10 protein-coding genes are annotated in these 21,585 nt (G+C 74.8%); 8 read left to right on the forward strand and 2 right to left on the reverse strand.

Annotated features, from left to right (window positions below; all coding sequences use genetic code 11):
* The first annotated feature begins 107 nt into the window (after positions 1 to 107).
* The 8 genes from ABT095_RS00940 to ABT095_RS00975 all read left to right on the forward strand — a co-directional run bounded on the left by ABT095_RS00940 (position 108) and on the right by ABT095_RS00975 (position 18,393).
* Positions 108 to 1,376 carry an ABC transporter substrate-binding protein gene (locus ABT095_RS00940; protein WP_350527087.1) on the forward strand — a complete coding sequence of 423 codons (1,269 nt, stop codon included), beginning with the start codon at positions 108 to 110 and terminating at the stop codon, positions 1,374 to 1,376.
* On the forward strand, positions 1,376 to 2,302 hold the full coding sequence (locus ABT095_RS00945; protein WP_350527088.1) for a carbohydrate ABC transporter permease: 927 nt from the start codon (positions 1,376 to 1,378) through the stop codon (positions 2,300 to 2,302). The genes ABT095_RS00940 and ABT095_RS00945 overlap by 1 nt, the downstream gene beginning before the upstream one ends.
* A complete protein-coding gene (locus ABT095_RS00950) occupies positions 2,299 to 3,123 on the forward strand; it encodes a carbohydrate ABC transporter permease (protein WP_350527089.1) in 825 nt (274 codons plus the stop codon). The genes ABT095_RS00945 and ABT095_RS00950 overlap by 4 nt, the downstream gene beginning before the upstream one ends.
* Positions 3,124 to 3,152: 29 nt before the next feature.
* Positions 3,153 to 4,898 (forward strand): glycoside hydrolase family 35 protein, encoded by a 1,746-nt coding sequence (locus ABT095_RS00955; RefSeq protein ID WP_350527090.1) that lies wholly within the window; start codon positions 3,153 to 3,155, stop codon positions 4,896 to 4,898.
* A gap of 74 nt (positions 4,899 to 4,972) precedes the next feature.
* Positions 4,973 to 5,836 (forward strand): pyrroloquinoline quinone biosynthesis protein PqqB, encoded by an 864-nt coding sequence (pqqB, locus tag ABT095_RS00960; protein ID WP_502884786.1) that lies wholly within the window; start codon positions 4,973 to 4,975, stop codon positions 5,834 to 5,836.
* A gap of 63 nt (positions 5,837 to 5,899) precedes the next feature.
* The gene (locus ABT095_RS00965; RefSeq protein WP_350527091.1) at positions 5,900 to 7,831 is read left to right on the forward strand and encodes a S9 family peptidase; all 1,932 of its coding nucleotides are present in this window, start codon (positions 5,900 to 5,902) and stop codon (positions 7,829 to 7,831) included.
* Positions 7,832 to 8,041: 210 nt separating this feature from the next.
* Positions 8,042 to 12,934 (forward strand): non-ribosomal peptide synthetase, encoded by a 4,893-nt coding sequence (locus ABT095_RS00970; RefSeq protein ID WP_350527092.1) that lies wholly within the window; start codon positions 8,042 to 8,044, stop codon positions 12,932 to 12,934.
* Positions 12,931 to 18,393, forward strand: a complete 5,463-nt coding sequence (locus ABT095_RS00975; protein ID WP_350527093.1) for a non-ribosomal peptide synthetase/MFS transporter — start codon at positions 12,931 to 12,933, stop codon at positions 18,391 to 18,393. Before ABT095_RS00970 ends, ABT095_RS00975 begins: the two co-directional genes overlap by 4 nt.
* A 4-nt stretch (positions 18,394 to 18,397) precedes the next feature.
* On the opposite strand, the gene ABT095_RS00980 is transcribed toward ABT095_RS00975, so the two are convergent.
* Positions 18,398 to 18,742, reverse strand: a complete 345-nt coding sequence (locus tag ABT095_RS00980; RefSeq protein WP_350527094.1) for a hypothetical protein — start codon at positions 18,740 to 18,742, stop codon at positions 18,398 to 18,400.
* A 112-nt stretch (positions 18,743 to 18,854) separates the two neighbouring features.
* Positions 18,855 to 21,539: a ligand-binding sensor domain-containing protein gene (locus ABT095_RS00985; RefSeq protein ID WP_350527095.1), complete on the reverse strand. Its 2,685-nt coding sequence runs from the start codon at positions 21,537 to 21,539 to the stop codon at positions 18,855 to 18,857.
* Positions 21,540 to 21,585 lie beyond the last annotated feature (46 nt).

Here is a 21,585-nt window from a genome sequence, read left to right on the forward strand (position 1 = left end):
GAACTGCCCTACCGAACGATCCGGCCGGTGCCCGTCCCATGCCTGGCAGCAACGACGGCGGACACCGGCCGGCCGGACACACCCACCCCCACCCTCAAGGACGAGACATGAGTGCTCACCATCCGGAGCCTAGCCGACGTGCCTTCCTCGGCGGCTCGCTCCTGTTCGTCGCCGGTGCCGCCGTCGGCTGCAGCACCGACCCCACCGGCGGCTCCGCCGGCGGTCGGACCACGCTCGACGTCTGGTTCCACGCCTACGGCGAGGCCGGCACCCAGCAGGCCGCCACCCGGTACGCCGAGAGCTTCACCAAGGCCAACCCGGACATCGCGGTGAAGGTCACCTGGGTCCCCGGGGACTACACCGGCAAGCTCAACGCGACCCTGCTCACCTCCGCCGCCCCGGACGTGTTCGAGATCGGCGACTTCAACGTGGGCCTGGCCCGGCGCGGCCAGATCGCCGCCCTGGACGACGTGTACGGCAGCGACAAGGCCGACTTCGGCGCGGGCGACCTCGACTATGTGACGGTCGACGGCAAGCTCTACGGCATCAAGACCCTCGACGACGTGATGATGCTCTACTACCGCAAGAGCGTCCTCGCCAAGGCGGGCATCACCCCGCCCACCACCTTCGACGGCCTGGCCGCGGCCGCGAAGGCACTCAGCTCCAAGGCCGCCAAGGGGCTGTTCGTCGGCAACGACGGGCTCGGCGACAGCGCCCTGCTCGCCGTCCGCTCCAACGGCGGCGACCTGGTCACCGACGGCAGGGTGGCCTTCGCCTCGCCGCAGGCCGTCGAGGCGGTGGCCGGCCTCAGGCGGCTGCACGACGACCAGTCCCTGCTGCTCGGCTTCACCACCGACTGGTGGGATCCTTCGGCCTTCACCCAGGGCGTCGTCCCGATGCAGTGGTGCGGGCTGTGGGCCATGCCCGCCGTCACAGCCGCCCTCGGCGAGGACTTCGGCGTGCTGCCCTGGCCCGCCTTCAAGGCCGGTGGCAGCCCGGTGCTGCGGGTCGGCGGCTGGACCAGCTGCGTCAACGCCAAGGGCAAGCACGTGGACGCGGCCAAGAAGTTCGTCCGCTGGCTCTGGGTCGAGCAGACCGCGCTGCAGAAGGACTGGTCGGAGAGCTACGGCTTCCACATCCCGCCGCGCACCTCGGTCGCCGCCGGCGCCGACAAGCTCACCCGGGGCGCGGCCAAGGAGAGCGTCGAGCTGGCCGCCAAGTACGGCAGGAACAACCCCAACACCTGGGACAGCGCGGTCGCCGCCGCCTTCAACGCCGCCGCCGCGAAGATCGTCGCCGGGCAGGGCGACCCGGCCCGGCTGCTCGCCGACGCCGCCGCGCAGGCCCAGGCCGACGTGGACAAGCAGCGGGCCTGATGACCACCGCCCCGACCGTCAGGAGGCGCACCGACCCTCGGGCCTGGGCCGCCTTCGCCCTGCTCACCGCCCCGATGCTGATCGGGCTCGGCGTCTTCAAGTACGTGGCGATCCTCTGGAGCTTCCTGCTCAGCCTCAGCGACGCCCACGGCACCATCGCACTCGGCCACTGGGTCGGCCTGGACAACTACCGCCGGCTGCTGGGCGATCCGGCCTTCCGCACCTCGCTGGGCCAGATCCTCCTGTTCACCGCCGGCATCGTCCCGGTCACCTTCGCCGTCTCGCTCGGCCTCGCGCTGCTGGTGCACCGCGTCCGCCGGGGCCGGGCGGTGGTGCGCACCGCCTTCCTGGTGCCCACCGCGGTCTCGTACGTCGCGGCCTCCCTGCTGTGGAAGATGTGCCTGTTCAACGGCCTCCCGGCGGGGGTCGCCAACCTGGTCGGCGGCTGGTTCGGGATGAGCCCGGTGCCCTGGCTGCAGACCACCGACCCACCGCTGTACTGGATCGTGCTGGTCTCGCTGCGGCTCTGGCTGCAGGTCGGCTTCTACCTGGTGCTCTTCCTGGCCGGCCTGCAGAACATCCCCCGGGACGTGTACGAGGCCGCCGCGCTCGACGGCGCCACCGGGCTGCGGCTGCTGCGCCGGATCACCCTGCCGCTGCTGCGGGGCACCTCGGTGGCGGTGCTGATGCTGCAGTTCATCGCCGCCTTCCAGGCCTTCGACGAGTTCTACAACCTCTTCAACAGCGGTCTGTCCGGCACCGCCACGGCGCCCGTGCAGCCCCCGCTGGTCTACCTGTACACCACCGCGATGGGGGCGCAGGACTACGGTCTGGGCTCGGCCGGGGCCTTCGTGCTGACGGCCCTCATCGTGGGTGTGACCCTGGTGCAGGGCCGGGTCACCGGCTTCGGGAGGGCCGACGGGTGAACCGGCTCCGCTCGCTCACCCGCGGTCTCACCGTCGGCCTGCTGACGGCGCTCTTCCTGGCGCCGTTCTACCTGGTGCTTCGGGGCGCCCTGATGGACTCCCGGTCGCTGACCTCGCCGCACTGGGCGTGGTGGCCCTCGACCACGCACTGGGAGAACTTCACCGCGCTGTTCACCGACCCCGCCCTGCACTTCGGGCAGGCGCTCGCCAACTCCCTGCTGATCGCCGGGATCACCGCGCCGGTCTCCACCCTGCTCGCCTCGGCCGCCGGGTACGCCTTCGCGCGGATCCCCGTCCCCGGGCGGGGTGTGCTGCTCACGCTCGTGGTGGCCACCCTGATGATCCCCGGCTCGGTGACCTTCGTGCCGACCTTCGTCGTGGTCGGCTCGCTGGGCGGGGTCAACACGCTCTGGGGCATCATCGCGCCCGGGCTGTTCAACCCCTTCGCCGTGCTGCTCTTCCGCAACTTCTACCTCCGCCTGCCCGCCGAGCTCGAGGAGGCCGGGCGGCTGGACGGCCTGGGCCGGCTGGGCCTGTACCGGCGGATCGCGCTGCCGAGCTCCGGCTCGATGCTCGCCTCGCTCGGGGCGCTCGCCTTCATCGACAGCTGGAACGCCTTCCTGTGGCCGCTGGTGATCGGCCAGGACCCGTCGGCCTGGACGGCGCAGATCGCCCTGTCCACCTTCCTCACCGCACAGACCATCAACCTGCCCGGCCTGTTCGCCGGCGCGGTGGTGACCATCGCGCCGCTGGTGGCGATGTTCCTCATCGCCCAGCGCTACATCGTCGAAGGCATCACCGGCAGCGGCCTCAAGGGCTGAACCGCCCCCTGCGTCAGGAGCACCCCGACATGCCTCGACTGGAGATCGCCGACGAGGGATTCCGCCTCGACGGCCGACCGCTGCGCATCCTCTCCGGCGGACTGCACTACTTCCGCATCCACCCCGAGCAGTGGGCCGACCGGCTCCGCAAGGCCCGCCTGCTCGGGCTCAACACGGTCGAGACCTACGTCCCCTGGAACCTGCACGCCCCCGCACCGGGCGAGTTCCGCCTCGACGGCGGCCTCGACCTGCCCCGCTTCCTCGACCTGGCCGCCGCCGAGGGCCTGCACGTGCTGCTGCGCCCCGGGCCCTACATCTGCGCCGAGTGGGAGGGCGGCGGCCTGCCCGCCTGGCTGCTCGCCGAGCGCGGCATCGGGCTGCGCAGCCGCGACCCGCGCTTCCTCGCCGCCGTGGACGGCTACCTGGCGGCTCTGCTCAGCCCGTTGAAGCCCTACCTCGCCACCGCCGGCGGTCCGGTGATCGCCGTCCAACTGGAGAACGAGTACGGCGCGTTCGGCGAAGACACCGGCTACCTCGCCGAGCTGGCCCGGCTGCTGCGCGGCCACGGCGTCGACGTCCCGCTGTTCACCTGCGACCAGCCCGCCGACCTGTCCCGGGGCGGGCTGGACGGCGTTCTGCGCACCGTCAACCTCGGCAGCCGGGCCGAGGCCGGGCTCGCCGAGCTGCGCGGGCTGCAGCCCGCCGGGCCGCTGATGTGCTCGGAGTTCTGGATCGGCTGGTTCGACCGCTGGGGCGCCGTGCACACCACCCGAGGCCCCGCCGACGCCGCCGGCGAGCTCGACCGGCTGCTCGCCGCCGGGGCCTCCGTCAACATCTACCTGCTCCACGGCGGCACCAACTTCGGCTTCACCAACGGCGCCAACGACAAGGGCACCTACCGGCCCACCGTCACCTCCTACGACTACGACGCGCTGCTCGACGAAGCCGGTGACCCCACGCCCAAGTACCACGCCTTCCGCGAGGTGATCGCCCGCCACGCCCCCGTCCCCGCCGAGCCGGTGCCCGGCCCGGCGCCGAAGCTCACCCCCGCGAGCGTCGAACTCGACTCCTGTGCCGCCCTGTTGACCCAGGCGCCACGGCTGGGCGAGGCCGTCGATGCCGACCGGCCGCTGAGCATGGAGCAGCTGGGGCAGTCCTTCGGCTTCGTGCTGTACGAGACGGTGCTGGCGGCCGCCGGGCCCACCGTGCTGCGGGTCGGGCAGGTGCGCGACCGGGCCCAGGTCTTCCTCGACGGACAGCCCGTCGGCGTGCTGGAGCGGGAGAACCACGAGCACGCCCTGGCCTTCGCCTCCCCCGGGCCGGGCGCCCGGCTGGCCGTCCTGGTGGAGAACCAGGGCCGGGTCAACTACGGCGCCGGCATCCACGACTGCAAGGGCCTGCTCGGCCGCGTGACGCTGAACGGCCAGGAGCCCGCCGCCTGGCGCAGCCGCCCGCTGCCGCTGGCCTGCCTCGACGCGCTGGCCTTCGCTCCGGCCACGCCGCTGGTCGGCCCGGCCTTCCACCGGGGCTCCTTCGAGCTCGCCCGACCGGCCGACGGCTACCTCGCCCTGCCCGGCTGGACCAAGGGCCTGGCCTGGGTGAACGGCTTCCCGCTCGGCCGCTACTGGTCCCGAGGCCCGCAGGCCACCCTGTACCTCCCGGCTCCCGTCCTGCGCCCCGGCCGCAACGAGCTCACCGTGCTCGAACTGCACACCGCCACCACCCGCACGGTCGAGCTGCGCGACCGGCCCGACCTGGGCGCGACCCAGGACTGAAATGCGCGGCGCGAGGGACCGGCCGGGGTACGGTCGGTCCGTCCGCGTCCTGGGAGGCTGCACTGAAGATCCGGATCCTCGGCACGGCCGCCGGGGGCGGTCTGCCCCAGTGGAACTGCGGCTGCCCGAGCTGCACCACCGCCCGCCGCACCGGCGCCCACCGCACCCAGGACTGCCTGGCCGTCAGCGGGGACGGCACGGCCTGGTACCTGGTCAACGCCTCCCCCGACCTGCGCGTCCAGCTCCTCGCCGCCCCCGAGCTCACCCCGCCGCCCGGCACCCGGGACACCCCGCTGCGCGGCGTGCTGCTCACCAGTGGCGAACTCGACCACACCCTGGGCCTGTTGACCCTGCGCGAGGCCGCCGGGCTCACCGTCCACGCCACCGATCCGGTCCGCCGAGCCCTCCACTCGGCCTTCCCGGTCGGCCCACTCCTCGCGCCGTACACCAAGGCCGACTGGCGCACCGTGACTCCCGGCCGCGCGGTCGAACTCGACGGCGGCCTGGTCGCCGAGCCCCTGGCGCTGGGCACCAAGCGCCCCCGCTACGCCGCCGACCTGCCCGAGCACCCCGCCTGGGTCACCGGCTACCGCTTCACCCAGACCGCCGGGCCGGCCTGCGCGGTCTACGCCCCCGGGCTGGCGCAGTGGACCCCCGCGCTCGAACTCGCCGTCCGCACCGCCGACCTGGTCCTCCTCGACGGCACCTACGACGGCCCCGACGAACCCACCGCGGCCGTCGGCGGCGCCGGCCACCTGGCCGTCCAGCACTCCCTCCCCCACCTCGCCCGCCACCGCGGCCCGCGCCACCTCTACACCCACCTCAACAACACCAACCCGCTCAACCACGCCACCACCCCGGCCCTGACCGCGGCGGGAGCCGCCGTGGCGGCGGAGGGCATGCTGATCGAGCTCCCGGGTGCCCCGAAATCCGCATGACTCCTGTCTGACGGTGCGCCAGGATGCCTGCTTGCCAAGACCGACAAGCGAAAGGCAGCCAGCATGCCGAGCCCCGTACCGCAGCCGACCCCCGCACCGGCCGTCCCGCTCACCGCCGAACTGGTGGTGGACCTCGCCGCCGCCGTGACCCCGGCCCTCTCGCCGGACGGCCGCCTGGTCGCCCATGCGGTGGTCGCGCACGGCGGCAGCGCCGGGCGCCCGCGCGCGTCCCTCTGGGTCACCGCCGCCGAGGGCGGCACACCTCCGCGCCGGCTGGCCGAGGGTCTCGCCCCGAAGTGGGCGCCGGACTCGGCCGCGCTCCACTTCACCTCCGACCTCGGGGAGCAGGGCGGCGCCCAACTCCGGCGCATCCGCCTGGACGGCGCGGACGCCGTCGAGACCCTGACCGCCTGGCGCGGCGGCATCGGCGACCACTACCCGCTCCTGGACGGCCGTACCGTCGCCCTGCTCGCCGCGGACGAACCCACCGCCGAGGACGAACGCCGCGAGGCCGAGGGCGACGACGCCAAGGTCTGGGGCCGGCACCTGCCCGTCACCCGGCTGCGCCTGCTCGACCTGGCGACCGGCGCCGTCCGCACCGTGGCCGGCCTCGGTGACCGGCATGTGGTCGAACTGACCCAGCGTCCGGACGGCGGGCCGCTGGCGGTGCTGACCTGGTCGACCCCGGAGCTGGACCCCGGCGTGCTGACGGCGCGGCTGCATCTGGTCGACCCGGGCACGGCCGTGGTCCACGACCTGGGCCCGGTCGGGGTCGAGGCCGGCTCCCCGGTCTGGTGGCACCACGACGGCCGCTGGCACCTGGCCCACCTGGCGGTGACCCCCGGCCACCTGGTCGGCGGGCTCGCCGTGCTCGACACCGTCCCGCCGGCCGCCGAGTACCGCAACCTCACCGCCGACCTGCCCGTCTGCCCGGCCGAGCTGGTGCAGGTCGCGGACGGCCCCCCGCTCGCGCTGTTCGCCGACGGGCTGGACACCGCGCTGTACCGGCTCGACCCGGGCTCCCTGCGGTTCCGTCAGGTCTGCGCCGCCCCCGGACTGCTCGCCGGGCTCACCGCGAGCCGCTCCGGGGAGACGGTCGCCCTGCTGGCGAGCACGGCGTACGAGCTGGGAGACGTCCATGCGGGGCCCGTCGGCGGCTCTCTGGCCAGGCTCACCGACACGGCGCCGGAACTGCGCGCCGTCCGCTGGGGTGTCCAGGAGCGCCTCGACTACCAGGCCTCGGACGGGCTCCGGTTGGACGGCCTGCTGATCCTCCCCAGCGGCCGGGCCAGGGGCGACGGGCCGTTCCCGCTGGTCACCCTGGTCCACGGCGGCCCTTACGACCGCTACGCCGACGCGTTCGCCCTCAATCCCGTGGACTGCGGCCAGTGGCTGGCGGCCGCCGGGTACGCGGTCTTCCTCGCCAACCCCCGGGGCAGCTCGGGGCGCGGCCACGCATTCGCCGCCACGGCCGCGGGCGCGGTCGGCGGCGACGAGTGGACCGACGTCCTCGACGGGATCGACCTGCTGGTGGCCGAGGGCGTCGCCGACCCGGAGCGCCTCGGCATCTCCGGCTGGAGCCACGGGGGCTTCCTGGCGGCCTGGGCGATGGCCCGCTCCGACCGGTTCAAGGCCGCCGTGATGGGTGCGGGCATCAGCGACTGGGGCATGCAGGCCGGCACCGGTGACTGGGGGATCCTCGACGCGGCGCTCGGCGGCAGCACCGGCTGGGCGGGCCCGGGCCCGCACGTCCACGACCGGCACAGCCCGATCTCCTACGCGGCGGGTATCCGCACCCCGGTGCTGATCCTGCACGGCGAGGAGGACACCAACGTCCCGATCGGCCAGGCCGTCCACTTCCACCGTGCCCTGCGCCACTTCGGCGTCGACCACGAGTTCGTCGTCTACCCCCGCGAGGGCCACGGCCTCCAGGAGCGCGCCCATCAGCTCGACGCCCTCCGGCGGATCATCGACTGGTTCGGCCGCCGGCTCTAGGCGGCCGGGCCGCGGCCGGGAATGACCTCTTCCTGTCGATCACGGCTCTGGACCACGCCTCGGACCCCAAAGTACGGTGGGCGCGCCGCTGGACGCCCACTAACTGACGCACACTCAGAAACCGGTTGCACCAGCACATTTGTTGGATCTGCGTCCGGTGTGATGACGCGTTCATGAGGGGGATCGACAGTGACGTCGTCGGGTATGTCCATGATCGGCCAGGCACACCGGGCCTTCGAGGAGCAGGCGAGGCGGACTCCGGACGCGACCGCCGTGGTGGCGGGGTCGGTCCGGACCACCTACGCGGAGCTCGACCGCCGGGCCGACGCCGTGGCCCGCGAGCTGCGCGGCCTCGGCGTCGGGCGGGGCACGCTGGTGGGCGTCTGCCTGGACCGTGACGAGTGGCTGCTTCCCGGCCTGCTCGGAGTGTGGAAGGCCGGTGCGGCCTATGTGCCGCTGGACCCGGCCTACCCGGCCGACCGGCTCGAGTTCATCGCCGCGGACGCCGGGATCTCCCACCTGGTCTCCTCCGCCGCCGTGCTCGAGCGCCGCGGCGACGTGCTGAGGACCACCGGCCTCGCCCTGCTGCTCACGGAGTCGGTGGAGCCCGGCGCCCGCGAGGCCGGCCCCGGCGCAGCGGGCGAGCCGACGGACGCCGCGTACGTGATGTACACCTCGGGCTCGACCGGCCGCCCCAAGGGCGTGGTGGTCGAGCACCGCAACGTGACGGCCCTGCTGCGGTGGGAGTCCACCGTCTACTCGGCCGCCGAACTGAGCGGGATGCTGGCCGCGACCTCGATCTGCTTCGACCCGTCGGTGACCCAGCTCTTCCTCCCGCTGCTCGGCGGCGGCACCGTCGTCCTGGCCGAGAACCTGCTGGCGCTGCCCGCCCTCCCCGCCCGGGACGAGGTGACCATGGTCTACGGGACGCCGTCCACGCTGGCCGCGCTGGTGCGCGAGCCGCTGCCGCCGGGGGTGCGCACCGTCCGCGCGGGCGGCGAACCGCTCACCCGGGCCCTGGCGGACCGGATCTACGCCGCCCCCGGCGTGCGGCGGCTCGTCCAGAGCTACGGCCCGACCGAGTGCACGGTGAGCTGCGTGACGCACGAGGTGCCCAGGGCCGGCCGGGAGGAGCCGCCGATCGGGTCGCCCTACGCGGGCAGCGGGCTCACCGTCCGGGACGGCGCCGGGAACGTCCTCGGTGACGGCGAGGTCGGGGAGCTCTGGGTGTCCGGTCCGCTGGTCGGCCGGGGCTATCTGGCCCGGCCCGAGCTGACGGCCGAACGGTTCGTCACCGACCACGCCGGGGTCCGGCACTACCGCACCGGCGACCTGGTCCGCCGCACCGGCGGGCTGCACCACTTCGCCGGGCGAAGCGACGACCAGGTCAAGGTCCGCGGCTACCGGATCGAGCTGGGCGAGGTCCAGGCCGTGCTCGCAGGGCATCCGGCCGTCCGGCACGCCGTGGTGCTGGCCCCGGCCGACCAGGACGGCGCCCGCCGGCTGACCGCCTACGCCGAGGCCGACCGGTCGCTCACCGAGGCGGCGCTGCGCGCCTGGCTGCGTGGCAGACTGCCCGAGCACCTGGTCCCCTCCCGGATCGCCGTCCTCGACCGCCTGCCGCTGGGCCCGACCGGCAAGGCCGACCGCGCCGCGCTGGCGGCGGTGGAGTTCGGCCGCACGGCCGGCGCCGAGTACGCCGCCCCGCGCACCGGCACCGAGCAGCGGGTCGCGGAGCTCCTCGCCGGGGTGCTCGGCCTGCCGGAGGTCGGCATCCACGACGAATTCGGGGCGCTCGGCGGCCACTCCCTGGCGGCGGCCCGCGTCTGCGCCCTGCTCAGCCGCGAGTTCGGGGCGGCCGTCCCCCTGACGGCCTTCCTCACCGCGCCCACCGTCGCCGGGCTGGCCGCGCTGCTCGAGGCCGCCCCGAGCACCGCCCCGGAGCCCGCGCCGGCCAGGCACGCCGGGCGCGGCAGCTACCCGCTCACCTCCGCGCAGCAGGGCATGTGGCTGCTGCGACAGGTCAGCTCCGCCGAGCATGCCACCACCATCGCCTTCCGGCTGCGCCTGCGCGGGCCGGCGGGCTCGGCGCGGCTGCGGGCCGCGCTGGACGCGGTGGTCGAGCGGCACGAAGTGCTGCGCAGCGTGCTGGTGGGCGCCGGTCAGGGCGGGGACGAGGAACCGGTCTCGCTGGTCCGCCCGCCGGCCCCCGTGCCGTTCGAGGAGCACGACCTGCGGGGCGTGCCGACGGCGGAGCGGGCGGGCCGGGCGGCCGAGCTGACGCGCGCGGCCGCGAGCCACGCGTTCGACCTCGCCACCGAGACACCGCTGCTGCGGGCCACCCTGCTCCGGCTCGGCGAAGGCGACGCCGAACTGGTCCTGGTGACCGACCATCTGGCCTTCGACGGCTGGTCGATCGGCGTCCTGATGGCGGAGTTGGGCGGCTCCGAGTCCGCGCCGCCGCCCGTCCAGGTCGGCGACCTCGCGCTGCACGAGCGCGCGCTTGCCGCCCGGGCCGACCGGATCGAGGAGCTGCGGGCCTTCTGGGCCCAGGAGTTGGCGGAGGCCGTACCGCCGCACGGGCTCGGCTCCACCAGCCGCGCCACGCCCGACGGCCCCGGCCGGCTGGTCGGCGACCGGCTGGCCCGCCCCCTCGACGCCGAGACGGCGGCCGTGCTGCGCGCTCTCGCGGCCGACTGCGGGTCGACCCCGTTCGCGATGTACCTGGCCGCGCTCGGCGTGCTGGTCGCCGGCCTCACCGGCCGCCCCGAGGCCGTCCTGGGCGCGGCCGTGGCGCACCGGGCGCACCCCGAACTGGAGAGGCTCGTCGGACCGCTGGTCGGCATCCTGCCGGTCCGGCTGCGGTTCGCGCACGGCCAGTCCTTCCGCAGCGCCGTCGGCCAGGCCGCCGCCGCGACCGCCCGGGCCATGGACCATCAGGGGCTCACCGTGCAGGAGGCCTTCGAGGCGGCCGGCCTCGAGCACCCCCGGGGCACGATGGGCACCCCGGTCGTGCTCTCCGTCCAGCCGCCGGGCCTCCCGGTGGCCGTGGAGCACGACGGCCTCCGGCTCGAGCTGCTCGGCGAGGTGGCCGGCGGCGGCACCCAGGCGGCACTGACCGTGTTCGTCAACGAGACGGTACGGGGGCCCGAGCTGCAGCTCGCGTACGACCTGGACCGGTTCGCCCCGGCCGAGGCCGAGGCCTTCGCCGACCGGCTGCTCCGCGTCCTGCGCGCGGCGGCGGCCGATCCGGATCTTCCGCTGTCGGCCCTGGAGTTGGTGACCGGGGCGGAGAAGGACGCACTGCTCGCCGCCGGCACCGGAGCCCCGCTGCCGGCCGACCGGCCGCGGACCGTGGTGGCGGCCGTGCTCGAGCAGGCCGCCCGGCGGCCGGCCGCCGTGGCCACCGCCGACTCGGCGGGCGAGCTCAGCTACTCGGAGCTGGCCGAGTACTCCCGGCGGGTGGCCGCGGCCCTGCGCGCCGCCGGAGCCGCCACCGTCGGCGTCTGCCTCCCCCGCGACCGGTACCTGCCCGCCGCTCTGCTCGGCGTCCTGCGTGCCGGCGCGGCGTACGTTCCGCTGGAGCCGGACCAGCCCGCCGAGCGGCTGTGTTCCCAACTCGCCGACTCCGGGGCCGGCGTCGTCATCGCCGCCGGGGAGAGCCTCGCGCCGGCCGGGTCGCTCGGCGTCCCCGTCCTCGACCTCGGGGGTCTGGGCGACCCGGGGCCCACGGCGCTGCCCGAGGTGGCGCCCGAGGATCTCGCCTACGTGCTCCACACCTCCGGCTCGACCGGCCGGCCCAAGGGCGTGGAGGTCACCCATGCGAACCTGGCGGCCTTCGTGGCCGCGATGCGGATCACGCCGGGCGTCCACCCGGACGACGTGATGCTGGGGCTCACCTCACCGGCCTTCGACGTGTTCGGCTTCGAGCTCTGGGTCGGCCTGGCCTGCGGCCTCCGGCTGGCGCTGCTCGACCGCAAGGCCGCGGTGGACGGGTACGCCGTGGCGCGGTTCATCGACCAGGCCGGGGTGACCCTGATGACCGCCACGCCGACCACCCTGCGGATGCTCGTCGCCGCCGGGTGGTCCGGGCCCGGCGTGCGCGCGGTCAGCATCGGCGAGCTCCTCGACCCCGTACTGGCCGGCGAACTCCTCTCCCGTACCGGAGAGTTGTGGAACGCGTACGGGCCCACCGAGAGCACGGTCTACTCGACCATGGCCCGGGTGACGGCGCCGGTGGGCGAGGCGGTGCCGATCGGGCGGCCGCTGGCCGGGGAGACGGCCTACGTGCTGGACGGCCTTGGCCGGCTGGTGCCGCCAGGGGCCGTCGGCGAGCTGTGGATCGGCGGCGCGGGCGTCGCCCGGGGCTACCGCGGCCGGCCCGAGGCGACCGCGGCGGCGTTCACCACGGATCCGTTCGACCCGGGCGCGCGGCGCTACCGCACCGGCGACCTGGCCCGCTGGCGCGAGGACGGCAGCCTCGAGTTCCTGGGCCGCCGCGACCAGCAGGTGAAGGTGCGCGGCCACCGGATCGAACTCGGCGAGATCGAGACCGCCCTGCGCGCGGAGCCGGCGGTCACGGACGCGGCCGTCCTGGTCCTCGGTGAGGGAGCCGACGCCCACCTGGTCGGCTACCTGGCGGTGGACCTCCCGGGCGCCCTCGGTACGCCCGAGCTGGAGGAGCGCCTGCGCACCCGGCTGCCGGACCACCTGGTGCCCCGGCGGTGGGTCCAGCTCGACGCCCTGCCCCTGACGGTCTCGGGCAAGGTGAACCGCGGCGCCCTCCCGGCGCCCGGTCGCGAGGCCGGCCGCGAACGGACCGCCCCGCGCACCGATGCCGAGCTGCTGGTGGCCGAGGTGTGGGAGGCCGTGCTCGCCGTCACCGAAGTCGGCGCCCACGACGACTTCTTCGCGCTCGGCGGCCACTCCCTGGCGGCGACCCGGGTCGCGGGCCGCCTGACGGCCGCGCTGGACTTCGCGCTGCCGGTGCGCCTGCTCTTCGAGCACCCGGTCCTCGCCGACTTCGCGGCCGCGCTGGAGGCCGTCCTGCTGGCCGACCTCGCCGAGTCGGCGCCCGACCACACCCCGGGCGGTGCCGCATGACCGAGCTCTCCACCGGCCGGCCGGACTCCCGGCTCGCCGACGCCCTGAAGGCCCGCCTGGCCTCGGCCCGCCGCTCCGCCGCCGGCAGCGCCCCGGCGATACCCGCCCGCCCGGACCCCGACGCGCCGGCTCCGCTGTCGGCCGCCCAGGCGAGGCTGTGGTTCCTCGCCCAGCTGGATCCGCACAGCACCGCCTACCACGTCCCGGTCGCGGTCCACCTGCACGGACCGCTGGACGCGGCGGCGCTGCTGGGCGCGGTGCACGATCTCGCCGAACGCCACCTCGTCCTGCGCAGTCTGTTCACCGAGACCGACGGCGAGCCGGTGGCCGTGGCGGGCCCGGCCGAGGCGGTGCCGCTGGCCGAGGTCGACCTGACCGGCCCCGGCGGGCGGGACGCGCTGGACCGCCGCCTGCTCGAGGAGCACCGCAGGCCGTTCGACCTGGCGGTGGAACCACCGCTGCGGGCGACCCTGCTCCGGCTCGGCGCCGACGAGCACGTCCTCGGCCTGACCGTCCACCACATCGCCTTCGACGCCTGGTCGCGGACGGTCGCGGTGGCGGAGCTGGCGGCGCTCTACGCGGCGCGGCGCGGCCTGGCCGAGACTCCCGCACCGCCACCGGTCCAGTACGCCGACTACGCGCACTGGCTCGACCGGTGCCCGGCCGACGACGGTCGCGCGCAGGGCCAACTGGCCTGGTGGGTCCAGGCGCTGTCCGGCCTGGAGCCCGTCCTTGACCTACCCACCGACCTGCCCCGCCCGGCGGTCGCCGACCAGGCGGGCGCCGAACTGCCGGTGGTCCTGCCGCCCGCCCTCACCGCCAAGGTGCGCGGACGGGCCGCCGACGCCGGCTGCACACCCTTCATGGTGCTGCTCGCGGTCTGGCAGGAGCTGCTGGCCCGCCTGTCGGGGACCGACGACGTGCCGGTCGGCGTGCCCGAGGCCGGGCGGCGCCACCCCGGCACCGAGCGCACGATCGGCTGCTTCATCAACACCCTGACCCTGCGCACCGACCTGTCGGGCGGCCCGACCGGCCGGGAGCTGTTCACCCGGGTCCGTGACATGGCACTGGAGGCCTTCGCCCGCGCCGAAGTCCCGTTCGAGCGGATCGTGGACCAGGTCCGCCCGGTCCGTGACCTCGCCACCACGCCGGTCTTCCAGGTGCTGCTCAACGTGATCGACACCCCGGCGGCGGCACCGGACTTCCCCGGTCTGCGGGCCAGGGTCTTCGCGCCCCCGGCCGCCACGGCCAAGTTCGACCTCAACCTGGCCTTCACGGCCGCCGCTCCGACCGCGGCGGGCGAGACCTACCAAGGCTCGCTGATCTACCGCACCGGGCTGTTCGGCCGCAGCACCGCGCAGCGGATCGCCGACTGGTACACCGCCCTCCTCGACGGCGTGCTCTCCGACCTCGACCGGCCCGTCCGCGAGGTGCCCCTGGAGCCGGTCACCGGACCGCTGCTCTCCGGGCCGCGCCGGCAGTTCGACCTCACCCGGCCGCTGCACGCCCTGGTCGAGCGCTGGGCGGCCGAACGGCCCGACGCCACCGCGGTGGTGGGCCCCGACGGTGAACTCACCTACGGCGAGCTGGAGCAGCGGGCGAACCGGCTCGCGCACCGGCTGCTCGCGGCCGGGGCCGGGGCCCGGCAGCCGGTCGCCGTCCTGGCCGACCGGCGGACGGCACTCGTGGTCGCCCTGCTCGCCACCCTCAAGGCCGGTGCGGTCTACCTGCCGCTCGACCCGGCCTACCCGGACGAGCGGCTGACCGACATCCTCTCGACAGCCGGTGCGCGATTCGTCCTCGCCGAGCGGGAGTTCGCCGACCGGGCCACCGCGAGCGGTGCGCGGCTGCTGCTCATCGAGGACACCTCCGCCACGCCCCGGGAGCACCCCGGCCCGGCCGTGGATCCCTCCGCGCCCGCCTACCTGATCTTCACCTCGGGCTCGACCGGCCGCCCCAAGGGAGTCACGGTCGAGCACCGGCAGATCGTGCACTACCTGCACGCGGTGGCGGAGCGGCTGGCCGGCTGCGACGTCGAGGGCGGCTCCTTCGCCCTGGTGTCGACCCATGCGGCGGACCTCGGCCTGACCAACCTGTTCGGGGCACTGGCCACCGGTGGCACGGTGCACCTGGTGGACCGTGAGGTGGCGACCGACCCGGAGGCGTACGGGGAGTACCTGGCGGCGCACCCGGTCGACGCCGTCAAGATGGTGCCCAGCCACCTCGAACTGCTCGCCGCCCACGGGGACCTCGCCCGCGTGCTGCCGCGCAAGCTGCTCGTCCTCGCCGGGGAGGCCTGCCCCTGGGAGCTGGTGGCCAGGATCCGCACCGCCCGGCCCGGGCTGGCCGTGCAGGTGCACTACGGCCCCACCGAGACCACCGTCTCCGTGCTCGGCTGCGCCGTGGCGGAGATCCCGCCGGAGCGGCGCTCGGGCGCGGTGCCGATCGGCCGCCCGCTGGCCGGTGTGGACTGCTACGTGGTCGACCCCGGCGGGCGGCCGCTGCCCGCCGGGGTGCCGGGCGAGCTGTGGATCGGCGGGCCGAGCGTGGCGCGCGGGTACTTCGGCCGCCCCGATCTGACCGACGAGCGATTCGTCCCCGATCCGGTGACCGGCACCACGCGGTGCTACCGCTCGGGTGACCGGGTCAGAGTGACCTCCGACGGTCTGGTCGAGTTCCTCGGCCGGATCGACGACCAGGTCAAGATCCGCGGCTTCCGGGTCGAGCTCGGCGAGGTGGCCACGGCCCTGCGCGAACTGCCCGAGATCGCCGAGGCGGTGGTCCTGCCGGTCGGCGAGGCCCACAACCGGCGGCTGGCCGCCTGGGTGACCGCCGCCTCCCCCGTAGACCTCGCCCGGGTGCGGACGGCACTGCGCGCGCGGCTGCCCGACTACATGGTGCCCTCGGCCGTCGTCCTCCTGCCCGCGCTGCCGCTCAACCCCAACGGCAAGGTGGACCGTTCGGCCCTGCCCGCGCCCGAACCGGCGGCGAGCGCCGAGCACGCCGCCCCGGGCACGCCGACCGAGCTCCGCGTCGCGCACGCCTGGGCACAGGTGCTCGGGACGGACGGCGGCATCGGCGTGGACGACGACTTCTTCGCCCTCGGCGGGGACTCCTTCCGGGCCGTCCGCGCCGTCCGGACGATCGACCCGACGCTCCGGGTGATCGACCTGTTCACCCGCCCGACCGTCCGCGAGCTGGCCGCCTTCCTCGACGCGGCGCAGGCGGACGGGCCCGACGGCGAACGCCGCCTGCTGCACCGCCTGGCCGGCCCTCCGCCCGGCCGGGTGCCGGCCGTCACCGTGGTCTGCGTCCCGTACGGCGGCGGCTCGGCCGCCTCCTACGGGCCGCTCGCCACCGAACTGGCCAAGGCGATCCCCGGCGCGGCCGTGCTGGCCGTGGAACTGCCGGGCCACGATCCGGCCCGGCCTGAGGAGCCGCTGCTCCCGCTGAGCGCGCTGGCCGACCGGGTCGTCGCCGAACTTGCCGGCCAAGGCGGCCCGGTGGCGGTGTACGGCCACTGCGTCGGCTCCGCCGCGGCCACCGAGCTGGCGCTGCGGCTGGAGGCCGAGGGCGTCCCGGTGACCGGCCTGCTGGTCGGCGGCAGCTTCCCCGGCGCCCGGCTGCCGGGGCGGCTCTCGACCTGGCTGCGCCGCCGGTTCCCGGCCACCCGCTGGACCTCCGACCGGGCCTACCGGGACTTCCTGCGCACCCTCGGCGGCCTGGACGAGGCCGGCGAGGCCGACGAAGCCGCGCAGCGGACCATGCTGCGCGGCCTGCGGTACGACGTGGACCAGGCGCAGGGCTGGTTCACCCACGAGCTGACCAGGCCGGACTCCCGCAGGCTACGGGCCCCGGTGCTCTGCCTGATCGGCGAACGCGACCGGTCCACCGAGCTGTACCAGGAGCGGTTCGCGGAGTGGGGTGCCTTCGCCGACCGGGTCGAGCTGGCCACCCTCCCCCAGGCCGGCCACTACTTCCTCAAGCACCAGGCCGGCCTGCTCGCCGGGCTGATCGGCGAGCGGCTCGGTGCCTGGGCCGGCGGGCGGCTCCCGGATCCGATCGCCGAGTTCGCCGAGCTCGCCGGCATCGCCGTCACCGGCGGGCGGGCGCGGCGTGACCTCCGGGCCTTCTACGTCGTCGCGGCCGGCCAGACGGTCTCCCTGATCGGCAGTGCGCTGACCTCCTTCGCCCTCGGCGTCTGGGCCTACCAGCGCAGCGGGCGGGTCCTCGACTACGCGCTGATCAGCATGCTGGCCATGCTCCCGGCGATCGTCGCGGGGCCGCTGGGCGGCGCGGTGGCGGACCGGGTGGACCGCCGCCGGGTGATGCTCGGCTGCGACGCCGTCTCCGCGGCCGCCACGGTGTCGCTGGTGGCCGCGCTGTGGCGCGGCGGCCTGACGCTCCGGCAGGTCGGCCTGATCGTGGGCGTCATGTCACTGGTGACCGCGTTCCGGCGCCCCGCCTACCTGGCGGCCGTCGCCCAGCTCGTACCCAAGCCGTATCTGGTGCAGGCCAACGGGCTGGCCAACCTCGGGGCCGGCCTGGGCACCCTGATCGCCCCGCTGGCCGGCGGCGCGCTGATCGGGCTGATCGGGCTGCCCTGGGTGGTGGGCGTGGACGTCGCGTCCTTCCTGGTCGGCCTGGCCGCGCTGCTGTGGGTGCGCTTCCCCGACCGGCTGTTCCGGCGGCGGGAGGAGTCCTTCGGCCGGGCCGTCGTGGGCGGCTGGCGGTTCCTGGCACGGCGGCGGCCGCTGCTGGTCATGATCGTGTTCTTCATGGTGATGAACTACCTGGGCACGCTCGCGGTGACGCTGACCGTCCCGGACCTGCTCTCCTTCAGCGGCACCACGGCGGTGGGCGTGGTCACCGCCGTCGGCGGCGCGGGAGCCGTGGCGGGCAGCCTGGCCGTGGCGCTCTGGGGCGGCACGGCGCGGCGGGCCACCGGCATGGTGGGGTTCGTGGGCGGCGTCGGCCTGGGCGTCCTGCTGGTCGGCCTGCGTCCCTCGGTGCCGCTGGCGGCCGTGGGCGCGCTCGTCTGGTGGGCGTCCATGAGCATCCTCAACGCGCACTGGCTGGCCGTCATCCAGCTCAAGGTCGGCCCGGAGCTCCAGGGCCGGGTGCTCGCCACCAACCAGATGCTCGCCGTCGCGATGACCCCGCTGGCCTTCCTCACCGCCGCGCCCCTGGCCGGCCTCTGCGACGGCCTGCTGGCGCCGGGCGGGGCGCTGACCGGCACGGTCGGGCACGTCCTCGGCACCGGGCCGGGCCGCGGCACCGGCCTGCTCCTGGTGACCTGCGGCCTGCTGCTGATCCTCTGGGCCGCCCTCGGCCTGCGCCACCGCCCGCTGCGGTACCTGGAGGACGAGCTGCCGGACGCCGTGGCGGGTGCGGAGATCGCCGAGGACCTCGACTCCCTGCAGGCCGCGGCCGACCGCGCCCTGCCGGGCCGGGGGTGAGGGCTCAGCGGACCGGGGAGGCGGTCATCCGGTGCTGCTGGTCGACCGGGTTCTCCGGATCGGTCGAGCTCGGCGCCACCGTCCGGCCCGGGCCGGACGGCCTCGGCGGTACGGAGGAGGCGGGGCCGCCGAACGGCACCGGATGGAAGCTCAGCGTGGGCGACGGGGCGGCGGAGGGCGTCACGTCCGGGCTCGCGGACGGACTCGCGGACGAGCTGGGGGTGCCGGCCGGGGCCGCCGCCGTCCCTGCCGTGGTTCCGCTCGGCTCCGGCCTGCTCGGGTGGCCAGTGCAGGCGCTCAGCGCCAGGAGCGCCGCGGCGGCGGCAAGGGCGGCGAGCGGTCGCTTCAACTGAGAACTCCTCATGCGGCTTGGACGGTAGCAGGCCCGATCCGGTTCCCGCCCGGACCTGCCGGTGCCCGGCCCGATCACGGATCGGGCCGGGCACCGGTGGCTCACCGGCTCAGCCGTCCAGCTCGTCGCGGTGGCCGACGCCCACGCCGAGGCGGCGCAGGTCGAAGGACCACAGGCCACGGCCGTGGGTGGCGGCGTAGAGCTTGCCGTCGGGGCCGGTGCGCAGCTGCATGACCGTGGTGGTCGGCAGCTTCTGGCCGAGCACCTTCCAGTCCTTGGCGCCGGGGGCGCGGTAGAACGCGGCCAGGTCGGTGCCGAGCGCGACGCCGCCGTTCGGCAGCAGGTTGAGCGAGTCGGCCGGCACATCCGGCAGGTTCGCCGAGATGTCGGTCCAGCTCGCGCCGCCGTCGTGGCTCTCGAAGACGTGGCCGACGCCGGCGCCCGGGCCCTCGGTCCAGCTGCGCGAGAAGCCGCTGAACGAGACGAGCACGTGCTGGGCGTCGGCCGGATCGACCGCGAAGGAGGAGACGTAGCGGTTGGGCAGGCTGCCCTCGACCGGCAGGTTCAGCTGGTGCCAGCCGCTGCCGTCGGCGTTGCCGACCGCGATGCCCCGGGAGAAGCCCACGTTGTTGCAGGGGCCGCACCAACCGGCGTACACGGTGCCGCCGGAGGCCGCGACGGCGGTGGCGACGTGGCCGGCACCGAGGTCGTAGGCGTTCTTCCACTCCGCGCCGCTGCGGATGGCGAAGCCCTTGCTCTGCGTCCAGACGTGCTGGCCGCCGGCCACCCAGGCGTTGGTGTCCTTGGCGTCCATGGCGATCGGCGCGATGAACCGGGCGGCGCTGGCGTCCTTGTCCGGCGGGGCCACCTCGAAGGAGGTCGCCTTGCTCGGGTCGGTGGACCAGGCGCCGTTGTTGGTGGCGCAGTTCTGGGTGACCCAGATGTCGGCGTAGACGTACTCGGCGGCGATGTTGCAGCCGTTGTTCGGGTCGACCAGGGTGTCACCGCCGTCGCCGCCGAAGTTGGAACCCATCACCTTGTCGCCGGCCCGCAGGATCGACTCGCCGTTGTCCTGCAAGCCGCCGCTGACCGCGACGCCCTTGCGGGCCGGGTCGGCGCCGACGCCCACCGAGTAGTACTGCAGGGTGTCGATGGTGCCGTCGTTCAGCGACTTCCAGTCCTTGGCGTGGCCGCCGGAGTCCACCGCGCCGTTCAGCGGGCGGCTGTAGATGCCGCCGTCGTTGCCGACGTAGACCGAGCTCTTGCCGTGGAAGCTGCCGATCGCCACCGCGTGCTGGTCGGAGTGGGTGGTCGGCGAGCAGTCACCGGTCTGCTTGGCCGGGTCGATGCTCCAGCAGGGGAAGCCGAAGTTCCAGTACGGGCCGGGGGTGATCCAGTTGGCGCCGCCGTTCTTGGTCTCGAAGACCTCCTCGAGACCGAGGTAGACGTGGTCGGCGTTGTTGGGGTCGACCTGCAGGAACTGGTTGTACCAGGCCTGGATGCCGGGCTGGTAGCCGTCGCCCTGCAGCGCCGAGCCGCTGCCCTTCAGCTTGTCCTTGTCCGCGATCAGCGTCCAAGGGCCGAACGGGGAGCCGGACTTGGAGACGTAGACGCCCTTGAGGCCGGTGTCCGGGTCGCTGGCCATGACGGCCGGGGACTGGTCGATCGCGTAGTAGCGCGAACCGTCCGTCGAGCGGGCGAAGGTCACGTTGCCGACGTCTGCGGCATCGGTCGGCAGGTCACCGAGGGAGGCGACGCGCTGCCAACTGCCGTCCGCCGCCTTGCTGTAGAAGCCGTTGTAGGTGTCGCCGCTGCGCCAGCCCACGGCCAGGACCACCTTGGACGGGTCCTTGGGGTCTATCGCCACGTCGTTGGCGATGTTCTTGTACGGCGCGCTCGGGTCGCCGGCCTTGGCACCGCCGGGCAGGTAGTCCGGGTTCGGCGCGAACTCGAGCGTCCACGGGCCGGAGAGGACGGTGGTGGAGTGGCTCCACACGCCACGGCTGGTGGCCGCCCAGACCCGGTCCCCGCCGAACCGCAGGGCGTGGATCGTGGTCGACTCCAGCTCGGCGCCGCCGACCCGCATCCGCGGCTCGAAGTCCCCGTGCTTGGGGTCGGCGAGCACGTACACGCCGGTGCCGACGTAAGAGGTGGCACCGGTGTTGGACTCACCGGTGGCGTACCAGAGGCGGCCCTTGCCGTCGAGGCTCAGCGCACCGGTGGAGAGCGAGGGCAGCTTGTCCGAGATGGCCTGCCACTGGCCGCCGCCGCTCCTGGAGCGGAACACACCGCCGTTGGCGCCACCGGCGTAGACGTAGCCGTCGTCGTCGGCCGCGATGCCGGTGATCCGACCGGTGGTGCGGCCCGCGCCGCCCGAGGAGTTGGAGTTCACGTCCCGGTAGCGCGGGTCGTCCTCGTTGTACGGCTTGTTGGTGACCTGGTTCCAGTCGCCGCCGGTGTGGGCCATCGACTGCAGCTGGGCCCAGGCCGCGCCGTAGGCACCGGGGGCGACGACACCGGGGGCGGTCCGCTCCTCGGTGAACTGGGCGGTGGACTCCATGGAGTTGAACGCCTCGTCGCCGCCGTCGTCGTCACCGCCGGCCTCGGCGCGCGGGGCGAGGTGGCCGGCCGTGGCGGCCTGGGCGGCGTGGTGGTGGGCGAGGTCGGCGAGGTGGCGGGCCTGCCACGGGCGCAGCCCCTGGCCGGGGGCGGCGAGTGCCTGGCTGGTGGTGAGGCCGAGCGTGGCCAGGGTGACGGCGCTGATCAGCAGCCGGCGGCGGTGCCTGATGGGCATGGGTGGTGTCCTCCCCGGTATCCGGACATGCGAAGTCGCACATCCT

The organism is Kitasatospora sp. NPDC002227 (assembly GCF_040296285.1).
Lineage (GTDB): Bacteria > Actinomycetota > Actinomycetes > Streptomycetales > Streptomycetaceae > Kitasatospora.